A 13,855-nucleotide genomic window follows, 5' to 3' on the forward strand; every position below is an offset into this window, starting at 1 on the left:
CCATGTTATCTCTAGTTGTGTTTCTTAATTATACAAAAAAGTACCCTATAGGTAGACTTTTTTTGGTGTCTACTCTATAGGGTACACTTTAAATCGAGGCTGGCTTTTTGTATTAGACGGGCTTGACGCGAATGCTCCATTCGGAGAGGTCAGGCTGCTCTTTTTTTATCAGTTCTCCTTGAAAAATAAACGTCCATGGTTTTGTTGTATTTCCTTTTACTTCAAAGGAATCAAAGTGGAACTGGCCTTCTGCAATGACTTCCTGCTGGCCGTTAAGCACTTGCAGCGGGAGCTTGTCAATGTGAATGGTCCGGCTGTGCCCGTTGCGGAGCAAGACGACTGTATGGAGCTGGCCATCTTCAGCAATGTTCGCCTGAAGGCCCGTCAGGTTCAATTCACTTTTGCGCGGGGCGCCGAGCTGCTCCACAATGTCTTCTAGCTTCCTTTTCTCCTCTTCGGGCAAGGAGGCTTCCCATGATTCGGCTAAATCTAACGTGTGCTCCTCTACTGACAAGTCAAAAGCAAGCGTCCAGTTTTCTCGGCCAAGCTCAACCTGCTGATCAACAGAGGCAGGTGGAAAAACAAATGTCCACGGCCGGCTGCTGGCCGCGGGGATTTCACCCAAACCGCTCAGGTCAAAATAATGTCTTGCTTTTACTTCTTCTTTCTCATTGATCAGAAGAAGGGGAATAGAAGTCAGCTTCACCCCATTGTTCACTGAGTTGCGGACAAAGGCAGTGACAGCCAATCCGTCCGGCTGTTCCGCCCATTCAATGCCGGCTAGTGCCAGCTGATTGGCCTTCAGCGGCGGCAGTTCGTTGTTTAAAAAGCGAAGTACATACATTTGCTCTTTTGAGATTTGAAAAGCAGGATGGAGGGAAAGCTCGGTTTCCACTTCCCGGGACGACTCTCCTGCATCCGTGCCAGTGATTTCACTGGACTGGACGGCGCTTTCCCGTCCTTCGTTCTTCAGCTGGTCAAGCTCTGTTTGTTTCTTCCTGAAAAAAGGAAACATTCCTCACACCTCTTTCTTATGCCACTCATTGAATGCCGCTCCGAACCGAATGGCAATGTCTTTATGGAGCTGGTGGTACATGTCTTTAAACAGCTGCAAGCCTTCCCGTGCATAGATTCTCATCGGGTCTTCCTGCTGGTAGTAGCGGAGACCGATACCTTCCTTTAAGCGTGTCATGTTCTCTAGGTGTCCCACCCATAGACGGTCCAGAGTCGACAGTATGACCCGCTTAATATATTCATCCCAATGAGACTCGTGAGCTGTGGACAATTCTTCCTTATATGCGGCTAGCGCCTGCTCGATCGGTTCCTTGATTTCTTTCCGGCTGATGACTTCTTCTGGAAGCTGAACCGGCCGGCCGCCAAGGATGGCGCTGACATTGCCTGCTAACTGATCGACCTGCCAGGTTTCCTCAGGTTCATCTTCCGGGCAAAGCCGGTCGATCTCGCCGTGGACCGCCTCATCCAAAATAGAGAGGAAACGGTCAAAGTGCTGCTCTTCATCCACCGCTTTATTGCGCAGCGTATAGATGATTCCGCGCTGCTCATTAATGACGTCATCGAGCTTCAGGTTATATTCCCGCATAGCATAGTTAGCGCCTTCCACAATGCGCTGGGTGCGGTCCACTAGTTCGTGAACCTTCTTATTCAGGACGAGGCCGTCCTCATCGGTTTCCATTTTCTTAGAAAACTTCTCAAGGTCGTCCTTCGCAAAACGGCGGAACATGTCGTCCTCGAGAGAAATGAAGAACTGACTCGTGCCGGGGTCGCCTTGTCGTCCGGACCGGCCTTTTAACTGATTGTCAATGCGGCGGCTTTCATGTCGTTCTGTTCCTAGAACGAACAGGCCGCCAAGCTCGGCTACGCCTTCTCCAAGGAGAATATCCGTTCCGCGGCCCGCCATGTTGGTGGCAATCGTAATATGATTTCTCTGTCCGGCTCTCGAAATTAGCTCGACCTCCTGCTCCACACTTTTGGCGTTCAAGAGCTCGAACTCAAGACCAGCATCCTTTAAGTAATCAGCGATCTTTTCCGACTGCAGAATGGAGGTTGTGCCGATTAAGATCGGCTGACCGTTAGCATGCCGCCTTTGCACCTCTTTCGTGACCGCTCTGTATTTCTCCTCTTTCGTGGCGTAGACGTTATCGTCCATATCCACGCGCTGCTTCGGCCGGTTCGTCGGAATCTGCACGACCTCCATATTGTAGACCTGCTGAAATTCCTTTTCTTCAGTTTTCGCTGTTCCTGTCATGCCGGAAAGGTACGGGTACATGCGGAAATAGTTCTGAATGGTAATAGAGGATTGAGTTTTGTTCTCCTCTGTGATTTCGAGGCCTTCCTTTGCCTCGATCGCCTGATGGAGGCCATCGCTTAATGTCCGGCCCTCCATGATTCGTCCGGTAAACATATCGACGAGCTGGATTTTGCCTTCCTTCACGATATAATCCACATCCCGCTCAAACATCACATGCGCGCGAACGGCTTGAATCATGTAGTGATACAAGGTCTGGTGCTCTAATTCATACAGGTTGTCGATGCCAAATGCTTTCTCGACTTTTTCAATGCCCTTCTCCGTTAAGCTGACGGCTTTCGTTTCTTCATCAAAGTGGTAGTCTTCGTCTCTGACAAAGCGTTTAGCGACACGGGCGCCGATCACATGCAAATCAGCGCTTGCCGGCATTTTGCCTGCGATGATGAGCGGTGTTTTGGCTTCATCAATGAGGACGCTGTCCACTTCATCAATAATGGCAAAGTGGTAGGGGCGCTGAACACGCTGGTTCGGATGCCACACCATATTATCACGCAAATAGTCAAAGCCGAACTCTGTGCCGACGCCGTAGGTGATGTCCGCATTGTAGGCTTCCTGTTTCTCATCCGGCGCTATTAAAGGTACGTTAAGGCCGACTGATAGGCCAAGAAATTCATGTACGGGGCCAATGGTTTCACGGTCGCGGTTAGCCAGGTACTCGTTAACAGTGATTACATGCACTCCCTTGCCTTCTAAAGCACGCAAATAGCTCGGTAAAGAAGCCACGAGGGTTTTTCCTTCACCGGTTGCCATTTCAGCAATATTTGCTTCTGTAAGCACGAGGCCACCGATGAGCTGCACATCATAATGGCGCATGTTGAGCACGCGCTTGGCCGCTTCACGGACGACGGCGAAGGCTTCTACCTTCAAATCATCAATCGTTTCCCCGTTGGCCAGCCGTTCCTTGAACGTTTCTGTCTGCTGCTTCAGCTCCTGATCGGAAAGCGCTTCGAAGGCTGGTTCAAGCTCATTGATTTTGTTCACTAATTTGTAATATTTTTTCAAACGTTGATCGTTAGAATTCCCCAGTTTCTTAAAAAACGAAATCATATATGTGACGCTCCCTTGAAGAGAATAATTCAATAACGGGCAGAAGTGTCATGCGTCTCGTCCCCCCGATTACGGCTTAACCCAGCCGTAATCAGGCTTTCCGCTTAGAGAGACAAGCATGGCCCATCGGCCCGGGATGTTCGGTTGACACAAGGCTTGTTAATAAAGGAAATATATAAAATCATTATTTTATTTTACCAAAAGGAGCATGGGATGACTAATATATCTTGAGGATTGTGACAATAAAGAGAGGGCTTTGTCGTTTTCTTGTTTAAAATGCCGAAAATTTGGGAAAGGAAAAATGACCGATTTTGGTCATTTTCTATGGAAGTTATTCCTATCAGGCATTATAATGTGAAAGTGAAGTGAGTTAATGAAGAAAGAACAGCAACGAAGCGGGAGCTTGTTTTTATAAATACACGAAATAACATGCACAATATTAAAAATGAACGAATAACAACATTAATTATTAGTCGTAACTGTCATTGCTGCAGTTGGAGGAGGTACTGCATGGTTTTCTTCGCTTTTATCATTTGTATATTAGCTTCATTGGCAATCACGCCGCTTGTGAAAAAGATGGCGATTGCTGTTGGTGCGGTCGACAAACCGAATTACCGTAAAGTTCACCAGAGAATCATGCCCCGTATGGGCGGCTTAGCGATCTTCTTTAGCTTCATGATCGGTGTGTGGATCCTGCAGCCGCAATCACCTTATAATGCAGCGATCATTATTGGTGGTCTTATTATTATCGTTACGGGTGTTTTGGACGATCGTTTCGAATTATCTGCTAAATTAAAGCTTGGCGGCCAGCTTCTAGCGGCATTGGTCGTTGTTGTATACGGCGGAGTGCACATGGAATTTATTACGCTGCCATTCGGCGGTGAGATGGAATTCGGCTTCCTCAGCGTACCGCTGACCATTCTTTGGATTGTCGGTATCACAAATGCCATCAACCTGATTGATGGGCTGGACGGGCTCGCTGCTGGCGTATCTTCTATTGCACTGTTGACCATCAGCTTGATGGCCGCGATGAAAGGCGACCTGTACGTTATGAGCATTGCGCTGCTTGTACTCGGCAGCACGCTCGGCTTTCTGCGCTATAACTTCCATCCGGCAAAGATCTTCATGGGAGATACGGGCGCGCTGTTTCTTGGGTACATTATCGCCGTGCTTTCTCTGCTCGGGTTCAAAAACGTTACTGTTATTTCATTAATCATCCCGATTATTATTCTTGGTGTACCGATTTCTGATACATTCTTTGCTATTATTAGAAGAAAGTTAAACAAGCAGCCGATTTCTGCTCCGGACAAATCGCACTTGCATCATTGCTTGCTGCGCATGGGCTACACGCACAAGCAGACGGTGCTGATCATCTATGCAATTGCTTCGATGTTCGGCCTGGCAGCGATCATCTTCTCTATGGCAACGGTATGGGGTGCATTCTTACTGATTGCGGTGCTCATCGTAGCCATTGAGCTGTTTGTCGAAAGTATCGGCCTTGTCGGCTCCAACTATAAACCACTTTTGAACTTCATGATGCGCCCGCGCATGAAGAAAAACTGAATGAAGTACTAAAGCCGCTGCGGTGAAAGCAGCGGCTTTTTCATGCTTTAAAGCAGTGGGGGACAGTCCCCCAGTACTTTAAAGCACAAAAGCATCAAGCAAAAATAAAAAGCGGGGAAGCCTTATGAGCTTCTCCGCTTTCGTTTTAGTGGCTAGTCGAGTTCAAGGTGTCGTTGGAGCTTGCGTTTGACGACTTCCAGCTCTACTTCGTCGAGGACATAAATATAGGCGCCGTTTGACATTTCGCCGTTGTCCCCTACTAAGGTTAACGATTCATAATCGAGCTTACCGCCGCTGCCGTAGCTGATCAGAGACTTCATTTCGCTGAAGGTCATATTCGTTCTCATGTTCGTGCCGACAGCTTCGAGAATTTCGTCGTACTTCGTAATGGAATTGAAGGAGAGGGCTTTTTTAATCACCGCCTGCAGCAGCTCCTGCTGGCGTTTGCCTCGTTCAATGTCATTATCGTACTGGCGTGTACGCGCAAGTGCGAGTGCTTCCTCGCCGTTTAGCTTTTGATAGCCTGGTTCAAGCTGAATGGCATTATGAATATCGTGGGAGTTTTTCTCAGAAATGGCGAATGGGACATCGTATTGAATACCGCCGAGAGCATCAACCACATCCATGAATGCATAGAAGTTCATACGGACATAATAATCAACTGGTACCTCCATCAGCTCCTCAACGGCTTCAATCGTTGCAGGCGGTCCGCCATAAGCATGGGCATGGTTGATTTTCGTCTTATACCCCATCGCTGGGACGTAGGCGTAGGAATCGCGCGGGATGCTTAATAGCTTGATGGACTTCTCTTCTACATTTAATGTAACAAGCATAAGGGCATCTGAGCGGGATAAGTCCTTTTTCTCTCGTACTTCGCTCTCATCTAAGCCGATAAACAGGATCGAGATGTTATCATTGAGCGGATGCACCTCGGCATCACGCAGCGGTGATTTCTCGCGTCCATCATCAGCATAGGAATCCGTGAGAACGGTTTCGGCTTTGTTGTATAAAAAAGCCCCATATCCAGCTGCGGTAAAAGCAAGAAACACAAGGGGCAGCAGGATAAAAAAGGCGACAAGCCGGCGTTTTTTTCGTTTTCTCTGCTTCTTCTGCATACGCTGTCTATCTGTTGACGCAGACATATCGTTAGCTCCTTTAGTAATAGTGCGGCTTACTGACCGCTACACAATATGAAAGAAAGTGACAAACTAACATCCATTTTACTACGAAATACGACCACCGTAAATTCTATTTCCATTTCTTTCATGAGTCGTTGGCGTCTGTGACGAGATGCTCCTGATAAAGAAGATCACCCTCTTTAATCTCAGCTTGTCCATTCGTCAATTCGGTTATCCACGCGGCAAACGCCTCTGTTTGGCTTTCCTCTACAAACGATTCGACCTTTACCGTATCCAGGTAATGAATATCCTTCAGCTCATAGACAGAGGAGCGGATTTCATTTTCGATTTTGCCAAGCCATGTATAGTCAATGGTCGTCTCCATCACCTTCATTAAGCGGCGTTCCACTACGCCGGCCGCGTTTACGCCTTCGGAAGCGGTTTTGCCATAAGCACGAATCAATCCGCCGGCACCGAGCTTAATGCCTCCGAAATAACGGGTCACGACAACGACCGTATCCTTCAAGTCGCGTTTTCTCAGCACTTCGAGTATCGGCAGTCCGGCTGTGCCGCTCGGCTCCCCGTCATCGTTCGCTTTCTGGATTTGGTTGTTCTCTCCGATCATGTAGGCGGAACAGTTATGCGTAGCGTTCCAATTCTTCTTCTTAATGTCTGCAATAAATGCCTGAGCCTCTTCTTCTGTTTCCGCTCTGGATACGTAGGCGATAAACCGGGATTTTTGGATGATAATTTCTGCTTCACCGTAGCCTTTTACTGTATAGTAATGAGGGAGCATCCTCCATTCCTCCAATCATATAGGGTACCATTTCAAAAATAGTGAAAAAATCTTAGAAAAAATAGGTTTACCGTTTAAAAAAACGGGTAATTAGTTTCTTTAGTGTGAACTACTTTATCATATATAAAAACAGATCAAGAGAAAAGTAATACGTCTAATGACCGGCAAGAGGAAATCTTTTTAATGTAACAGTCATGAAACTTTAATGTACGGATTTTGCAAGAATGATATAATGAACATGGTTTCATTATATGTATACCCGGCTGATGCCGGACAAGTCCCACGGCTTTACGTACTTGTTGGTGAATAGGCTGTACAGATGGGTGTCGGTTTTCTGAAGGAATCGCGCCGAGCTTGAACTTCTCTTGTCTCCATTACTTCAGGGGCGAACGGTCTGAACATCTGGCCTCAGGTGTTCTTTCTATGACATGGAACCTCTGGGATAGAATAGAAGTCGAGAAAGGGATTATACGATGTCTTTAAAAAATGTTCATACACCAGTACTTGATACAATCGTAGAGAAGATGATTGTAACGGTCGACCAAAGCAAAAAAGAGCTGTTCAGCATTGCTGAACAGAGCAGGGATGACTATGAGACGTTGTCTGCTGAGCTTGCACAAGTACGCACTCAAGTCCATGAATTAATTGAAGAGCAGGAAGAACTTGAAAGAAAAGCCCGGCTGGCAAGAAATCAGCTGTCTAGCGTAAGCAAGAATTTCCATACATATTCTGAAGCACGGGTGCGGGAGACATATGAAAGAGCTCATGACCTGCAGGTGAAGCTGCTTGTTTCCAGACAGCAGGAGAAACAGCTTCTTGATAGAAGGAACGAATTAGAGCGCCGCCTGCGCACGGTAGAATGCACCATCGAACGAGCGGAGCATCTCGTCTCGCAAGTATCTGTCGTCTTGAATTATTTAACCCAGGATATGAAGCAAATTGGCGAAGAGCTGGAGAATGCCCGGTTAAAGCAGGGATTTGGCTTGCAGATTATGGAGGCTCAAGAAGAGGAAAGAAAGAGGCTGTCTCGTGAAATTCACGATGGCCCGGCACAAATGATGGCCAATGTGCTGCTTCGTTCCGACTTGATTGAGCGAATCTACCGGGAGCGCGGCGGAGACGAAGCGATGAAAGAAATCCGCAACTTGAAAAAGATGGTTCATGCTGCGCTGTATGAGGTTCGGCGGATTATTTATGACTTGCGTCCAATGGCGCTGGATGACCTGGGGCTTATTCCTACATTAAAGAAGTATTTAGCCACCATCGAAGAACATATTCAGTCAGTCAATCAATCAACGACTATCCATTTTCACAATATGGGAAGTGAAAGACGTCTTCCTTCTAAATTAGAGGTAGCGTTATTTCGTTTAATTCAGGAATCGGTTCAGAATGCGCTGAAACACTCTGCAGCTACCGAGATTTCTGTAAAACTAGAAATTAAAGAACACCATGTGCTGGCTCTTATTAAAGATAACGGCCGTGGCTTTGATATTAAACAAAAGAAAAATCACTCATTTGGCATCATGGGGATGAAAGAGCGTCTAGAGCTGCTTGAAGGAGACTTATCCATTCGCTCTAAGCCGGATGAGGGGACGCTTGTCATTATCCGCGTCCCAATTGTTGAGTAGATGCTGAATTTTAAGGGAGGAACGACAATGACAACGAAAATCGTCATTATTGATGACCATCAATTGTTTCGAGAAGGGGTTAAACGGATTCTAGAATTTGAAGAAACGTTCGAGGTAGTAGCTGAAGGCGGAGACGGCAGAGAGGCAGCCGCTCTGATTGAACAATATCAGCCGGATGTGGTGCTCATGGATATTAACATGCCGGAGGTCAATGGCGTAGAAGCTACACGCAGCCTCGTGGATAAGTATCCGGACACGAAGATTATCATTCTCTCGATTCATGACGATGAGAACTATGTTACACATGCGCTCAAATCAGGTGCAATGGGTTACTTATTAAAAGAAATGGACGGAGACGCATTAATCGAAGCTGTTAAGGTCGTTTCAGAGGGAGGCTCTTACTTGCACCCGCGTGTGACTCCGAACTTAATTGCCGATTACCGCCGCCTGGCGAATGATGAAGGCAAGGGCAAAGGATTCCAGCAAGTGGAGGTTCGCCGCCCGCTTCACTTATTGACTCGCCGGGAATGTGAGGTGCTTCAGCTGCTTGCGGATGGAAAGAGTAACCGCGGCATTGGGGAAGCCCTGTATATCAGCGAGAAAACCGTAAAGAACCATGTGAGCAATATCCTGCAGAAAATGAACGTAAATGACCGTACACAAGCAGTGGTCACTGCGATCAAAAAAGGCTGGGTAGAAGTACGATAAAGTATAAGCTGCTTTGGAAGAGGTCTCTTCTGAAGCAGCTTTTTTTATGCTGTTTAAGCTGGATCGATGGCCTGCTATTTCCTTGTGATAAAAGTATTATGTAAATTGTATCACAGATCTCTCGAGATGAAAATACTGGATGTGAGTGAAATGATTCCCCTGGACCATTTCTCACAAGTAAGCAGGAAGAAGCAATGGTTGAGAAAGAACGGGCATGTAGCGTACAATAGGGCAAGAAAGGACGTGAAGACGCTGATGTATAGATGGATGGGCTGCGCGTTGCTTGCCGGTGTTCTTTTGGCGGGCTGCGGGGGCGAAGAGGAACAGCAGGATGCTCCAGAGCAAGAAGCAAAGACGGCGGAGGAAACAGAGTCAGAGACCGATGGAGCGGCTAACGGAACGACAACCGTGAAGCAGCCGATTGAGGAAGCAGATAATATTCCTCCGGAGGAAAAGGAAGCGATTCTTGCTGTACTGGATCAGTATGTACAAGCCTTCAATAATGAAGATATAGATGCTTATATGGAGACGATTTCCGAGAATGCTTCGTTCAACCATGAGGAAGAGCGGGCCTATGTGCAGCAAGTGTTCGACACCTTTGATGCGAAGATGAATCCCGAGCATGTGAAGATTATTCAATATAATGAAGATGAGAAGGAAGCGCACGTATTTGTAGTTATGAAATCAACGACCAAAGATGCCGACAAAGGAAAAGAACTAGAAGAAACGACACGGCAAATTATGGTGTTTGCAAAGGAAGAGGACGGCTGGAAGCATACCGCTTTATCCGCCATGAAATAGCCTGTGAAAGAACAGTAAAATTGATATAATGAAAATAACTTATAGAGAAGGAGCGAAGAACATGTCTGAACAAAAACGAATGAACGTAGAAAGCTTTAACCTGGACCATACGAAAGTAAAAGCCCCTTACATCCGGTTAGCCGGTGTTGTCGAAGGACAAAGCGGGGATAAAATTCATAAATATGACCTGCGCTTCTCACAGCCAAACAAGGAGCATATGGAAATGCCGGCTCTTCACTCATTGGAGCATATGATGGCTGAATTCAGCCGCAACCATTCAGACAAGATTGTGGATGTGGGACCGATGGGCTGTCAGACAGGCTACTATATGTCTCTCATTAATCATGACGATTACGAGGATGTTTTGCGCATTGTCGAAGCAACGTTGAAGGATGTGCTTGAAGCAGAAGAAGTCCCAGCCTGCAATGAAGTGCAATGCGGATGGGCGGCAAGCCACAGCTTAGAAGGTGCCAAGGAGCTGGCCCGTTACATGCTTTCGAAGCGTGATGAGTGGACGGAAGTATTTTAATCTAAATAGACCGTATAAAAAAACTGCCGAAGCCGGCAGTTTTTTTATTTATCTTCATCGACTGGGACGAAGAACTGTTCTTTTCGGTAAACAGTTGCTTCCATTGTAGCCAGGAGATTGCCTTCACTTTCCACAGCAATGCGGTACCAGGCGATACGGCGGGTTTTCTTTGCCTCTGTGGCTGTAGCGGTTAAAATACTCCCTTTTAAGCCGGGAGCCATGAAATTCATGTTAGTAGATAAACCGACCGAGACTTTGCCGTACGAGTTGCTCGCTGCCGCAAACACATAGTCAGCAAGGGCGAACATAACAGCTCCGTGAACAGTGCCGTGAGCATTCAGCATATAATCCTCAATGACCAATTCGGCGGAAGCCGTTCCCTTTCCAAGATCCGTTAAGCGAATGCCTAAATGATTGGCATACGGTTCCTTTTGCATAGTTTCCATAATCTGATCATAATGCGTATCATGAATCACTGCTTCATCTAACTGCTTCGTCAATGTCAACGCCTCTTTCTGTTTTTAAGAATAATGATCAAACGTTTTAAAAAACGGTCAATCTTATGTTGTTATTTATCACGTTACAAGTTAACATAAGTAAGAGAGAATGTAAACACAAGATTCAGACAGTTCAGTCATTGGTCTATTACTTAGTTAATCATTTATTTTCTGTTTAAGGTATCTGTAATTCTGCTTAAAACAAAGGAAAAGACTGTAAAAAATCAGAATAAAAACTATATAAAAATAAATTTTAATACCAATTTTCAGAATTTTGATATTGACAACGCTCTCATAAGATTTTAAAATTTACCTATATTACGTAATTTAATTTAGCGTTGTCAAAGTGTTATAAATGATGAGCACGCAAGACGGATTGTAGCAAGAGATTATTAAACAACGGAGGGGTATGCAGATGTATAATCCAGCATTTGAATCTATGGAACGTTCAAAGAAGGAAGAACTGCAAATTAATCGACTAAAAACGACGGTGGAAAAGGTTTATAATAATGTCGAATTTTATAGAAACAAGTTCAACGAGCTTGGCATTACGCCGCAGGATATTAATAGCTTAGAAGACATTCAAAAACTTCCTTTCACGAAAAAGCAAGATTTACGTGATAACTATCCATTTGGATTATTCGCTGTTTCCCAAGAGGAAGTGGTGCGTATCCATGGTTCCTCTGGTACAAGCGGAAAGCCGACAGTTGTAGGTTATACACAAAACGACATTGACATGTGGGGAGAAATCATTGCCCGTTCAATCGTAGCAGCAGGCGGACGGAAATCTGATATTTTCCATAACGCTTACGGATATGGATTATTTACAGGCGGACTTGGGCTGCATTTCGGAGCAGAGAAGCTTGGAGCAGCAGTTGTTCCAATTTCTGGCGGCAACACAGACAGACAAATTACGTTAATTCAAGACTTCAAGCCAAGAGGTATTGCTGGTACACCATCTTACGTGATGAATATTGCAGAGAAGATGGTCGACATGGGTCTTGATCCGAGAGAAACATCTTTAGAGTACGGCATCTTTGGAGCAGAGCCTTGGTCAGAAGCGATGCGCGAGAAGCTTGAGCAGACATTCAACATCAAAGCGGTAGATATTTATGGATTGAGCGAAGTCATGGGGCCAGGCGTAGCGATTGAATGTCAGGAAGCACAAGATGGATTACACATTCAAGAGGATCACTTCTTTGTTGAAGTCATCGATCCAGAAACATTGCAGCCCGTTCCTGAGGGACAAGATGGCGAGCTTGTTTTTACTAGCTTAACTAAGGAAGCGTTTCCAATTATCAGATATCGTACAGGAGACATTGCTTCCATCACACGCGAAACATGCGCATGCGGACGTACAACTGTAAGAATGTCCCGAGTAAAAGGACGTACAGATGACATGATTATTCTCCGCGGTGTAAACGTATTCCCTTCCGAAATCGAACGCGTATTGCTAGAAGTGAAAGGGCTTGCACCAAACTATCAAATTCATTTATTGAGAAAAGGCACAATGGATGGAGCAGAGCTGCACGTGGAAGTAGACGGACAGCTTTACGAAGAAATCGCGCAGGATCTCAATCATGAAACAATCATGAAAATGAGAAAGCAAATCCAGCATGCAATGAAAAACACTTGCCTCGTAACGATGGATGTTGTCTTTAATGTACCGAAAGCGATTCCAAGATCAGAAGGAAAGGCTATTCGTGTAGTAGACCTTAGAAATTCTGGCGCAGTCGGTGTATAATAAAAGAATATTCTGAAGTTAGGAGGAACGAAAGAATGTCTGACAACAACCAGCAAATTTTTGACACCACGATTATTGGAGGAGGGCCTGTCGGTTTATTCACTGCTTTCTATGCAGGGATGAGACAGATGTCATGCAAGATTATTGAAAGTCTCCCGCAGCTTGGCGGCCAGCTGTCTGCTCTTTATCCAGAGAAGTATATTTACGATGTGGCCGGCTTTCCAAAAGTGAGAGCACAGGAGCTCGTAGATAACCTCGTAGAACAAATGGAGCAATTTAGCCCAACGATCTGCTTAGAAGAATCTGTTCAGGAAGTGGAAAAGCAGGCAGATGGTGTATTTAAGATCACAACGAATGCAGGCACGCATTTAACGAAGACGATCATCATCACGGCCGGAAACGGCGCTTTCCAGCCGAGAAAGCTTGAGCTAGAAGGAGCCGAGAAGTTCGAAGGAAAGAATCTGCATTACTTCGTCAATGACTTAAACAAGTTTGCCGGCAAAAAGGTTCAAATCTTCGGCGGCGGCGACTCCGCTGTAGACTGGGCGCTTATGCTTGAGCCGATTGCGGAGCAGGTCACTGTGACTCACCGCCGGGACAAGTTCCGTGCACACGAGCACAGCGTAGAACAAATGAAGAATTCAGCGGTAAACGTTCTAACACCATTTGTACCGACTGAGCTCATTGGTGAAGACCGGATCGAACAAGTTGTGCTTGAGGAAGTAAAGGGCGAGCGCAAAGAAGTGATTGATGTAGATGACGTCATCGTTACTTACGGATTCGTTTCTTCTCTTGGACCAATTAAAGAGTGGGGACTCGAAATCGAAAAGAACAGCATCGTAGTCAATTCCCGTATGGAAACGAATATCGAAGGCATTTACGCTGCGGGCGATATTTGTACATACGACGGGAAAGTCAAGCTGATTGCCAGCGGTTTTGGTGAAGCGCCTACTGCAATCAGCAATGCGAAAGTGTACATTGATCCGAAGTCTAAAGTTCAGCCGCTTCACAGCACTTCTGTCATGGACCCGGAAACACAAAAGAAAAAAGCTGCCAAAGCGGCAAAATAATTCAAGACAGTACAGGGAAAGGAGAAGC

At 45.9% G+C, this 13,855-nt stretch carries 12 protein-coding genes; 7 read left to right on the forward strand and 5 right to left on the reverse strand.

Annotated elements, in window-relative coordinates; all coding sequences use genetic code 11:
* Positions 1-112 precede the first annotated feature (112 nt).
* Positions 113-1,015 (reverse strand): accessory Sec system S-layer assembly protein, encoded by a 903-nt coding sequence (locus QY97_RS10365; RefSeq protein ID WP_039229903.1) that lies wholly within the window; start codon positions 1,013-1,015, stop codon positions 113-115.
* Positions 1,016-1,018: 3 nt separating this feature from the next.
* A complete protein-coding gene (gene secA2, locus QY97_RS10370) occupies positions 1,019-3,373 on the reverse strand; it encodes an accessory Sec system translocase SecA2 (protein WP_039229905.1) in 2,355 nt (784 codons plus the stop codon).
* Positions 3,374-3,883: 510 nt separating this feature from the next.
* Here secA2 and QY97_RS10375 point away from each other — a divergent pair.
* Positions 3,884-4,936 (forward strand): glycosyltransferase family 4 protein, encoded by a 1,053-nt coding sequence (locus tag QY97_RS10375; RefSeq protein ID WP_039229908.1) that lies wholly within the window; start codon positions 3,884-3,886, stop codon positions 4,934-4,936.
* 152 nt (positions 4,937-5,088) lie between these two features.
* Here the strand turns inward: QY97_RS10375 and QY97_RS10380 are convergent, their stop codons facing one another.
* A complete protein-coding gene (locus QY97_RS10380) occupies positions 5,089-6,078 on the reverse strand; it encodes an LCP family protein (protein WP_046128503.1) in 990 nt (329 codons plus the stop codon).
* Positions 6,079-6,199: 121 nt separating this feature from the next.
* Positions 6,200-6,850, reverse strand: a complete 651-nt coding sequence (locus tag QY97_RS10385) for a YigZ family protein (protein WP_039229912.1) — start codon at positions 6,848-6,850, stop codon at positions 6,200-6,202.
* A gap of 473 nt (positions 6,851-7,323) precedes the next feature.
* Between QY97_RS10385 and QY97_RS10390 the strand changes: the two genes are divergently transcribed.
* The 4 genes from QY97_RS10390 to QY97_RS10405 all read left to right on the forward strand — a co-directional run bounded on the left by QY97_RS10390 (position 7,324) and on the right by QY97_RS10405 (position 10,516).
* Complete coding sequence (locus QY97_RS10390) at positions 7,324-8,478, forward strand: sensor histidine kinase (RefSeq protein WP_039229916.1); 1,155 nt, start codon at positions 7,324-7,326, stop codon at positions 8,476-8,478.
* 27 nt (positions 8,479-8,505) lie between these two features.
* Positions 8,506-9,186: a response regulator gene (locus tag QY97_RS10395; RefSeq protein ID WP_039229921.1), complete on the forward strand. Its 681-nt coding sequence runs from the start codon at positions 8,506-8,508 to the stop codon at positions 9,184-9,186.
* A 198-nt stretch (positions 9,187-9,384) separates the two neighbouring features.
* Positions 9,385-9,987, forward strand: coding sequence for a YybH family protein (locus QY97_RS19560; RefSeq protein ID WP_052728957.1), 603 nt, complete (start codon positions 9,385-9,387; stop codon positions 9,985-9,987).
* A gap of 61 nt (positions 9,988-10,048) precedes the next feature.
* Entirely contained in the window at positions 10,049-10,516 is a 468-nt protein-coding gene (locus tag QY97_RS10405; protein WP_039229925.1) for an S-ribosylhomocysteine lyase, read from the forward strand.
* A 44-nt stretch (positions 10,517-10,560) separates the two neighbouring features.
* Here QY97_RS10405 and QY97_RS10410 read toward each other — a convergent pair whose 3' ends face one another.
* Positions 10,561-11,016, reverse strand: a complete 456-nt coding sequence (locus QY97_RS10410; protein ID WP_315849912.1) for a PaaI family thioesterase — start codon at positions 11,014-11,016, stop codon at positions 10,561-10,563.
* A 412-nt stretch (positions 11,017-11,428) separates the two neighbouring features.
* On the opposite strand from QY97_RS10410, the gene paaK reads away from it, so the two are divergent.
* A complete protein-coding gene (gene paaK / locus QY97_RS10415) occupies positions 11,429-12,757 on the forward strand; it encodes a phenylacetate--CoA ligase PaaK (protein ID WP_039229931.1) in 1,329 nt (442 codons plus the stop codon).
* Positions 12,758-12,792: 35 nt separating this feature from the next.
* Positions 12,793-13,827 (forward strand): NAD(P)/FAD-dependent oxidoreductase, encoded by a 1,035-nt coding sequence (locus tag QY97_RS10420; RefSeq protein ID WP_046128722.1) that lies wholly within the window; start codon positions 12,793-12,795, stop codon positions 13,825-13,827.
* Positions 13,828-13,855: the final 28 nt, after the last annotated feature.

The sequence above is a fragment of the Bacillus thermotolerans genome, from assembly GCF_000812025.2.
Lineage (GTDB): Bacteria > Bacillota > Bacilli > Bacillales > Domibacillaceae > Quasibacillus > Quasibacillus thermotolerans.

Excerpts from the sequence above, each read along its gene's own strand:
- QY97_RS10365 (WP_039229903.1), bottom strand. The coding sequence starts at position 1,015 with ATGTTTCCTTTTTTCAGGAAGAAACAAACAGAGCTTGACCAGCTGAAG.
- secA2 (WP_039229905.1), bottom strand. The coding sequence starts at position 3,373 with ATGATTTCGTTTTTTAAGAAACTGGGGAATTCTAACGATCAACGTTTG.
- QY97_RS10375 (WP_039229908.1), top strand. The coding sequence starts at position 3,884 with ATGGTTTTCTTCGCTTTTATCATTTGTATATTAGCTTCATTGGCAATC.
- QY97_RS10380 (WP_046128503.1), bottom strand. The coding sequence starts at position 6,078 with ATGTCTGCGTCAACAGATAGACAGCGTATGCAGAAGAAGCAGAGAAAA.
- QY97_RS10385 (WP_039229912.1), bottom strand. The coding sequence starts at position 6,850 with ATGCTCCCTCATTACTATACAGTAAAAGGCTACGGTGAAGCAGAAATT.
- QY97_RS10390 (WP_039229916.1), top strand. The coding sequence starts at position 7,324 with ATGTCTTTAAAAAATGTTCATACACCAGTACTTGATACAATCGTAGAG.
- QY97_RS10395 (WP_039229921.1), top strand. The coding sequence starts at position 8,506 with ATGACAACGAAAATCGTCATTATTGATGACCATCAATTGTTTCGAGAA.
- QY97_RS10405 (WP_039229925.1), top strand. The coding sequence starts at position 10,049 with ATGTCTGAACAAAAACGAATGAACGTAGAAAGCTTTAACCTGGACCAT.
- paaK (WP_039229931.1), top strand. The coding sequence starts at position 11,429 with ATGTATAATCCAGCATTTGAATCTATGGAACGTTCAAAGAAGGAAGAA.
- QY97_RS10420 (WP_046128722.1), top strand. The coding sequence starts at position 12,793 with ATGTCTGACAACAACCAGCAAATTTTTGACACCACGATTATTGGAGGA.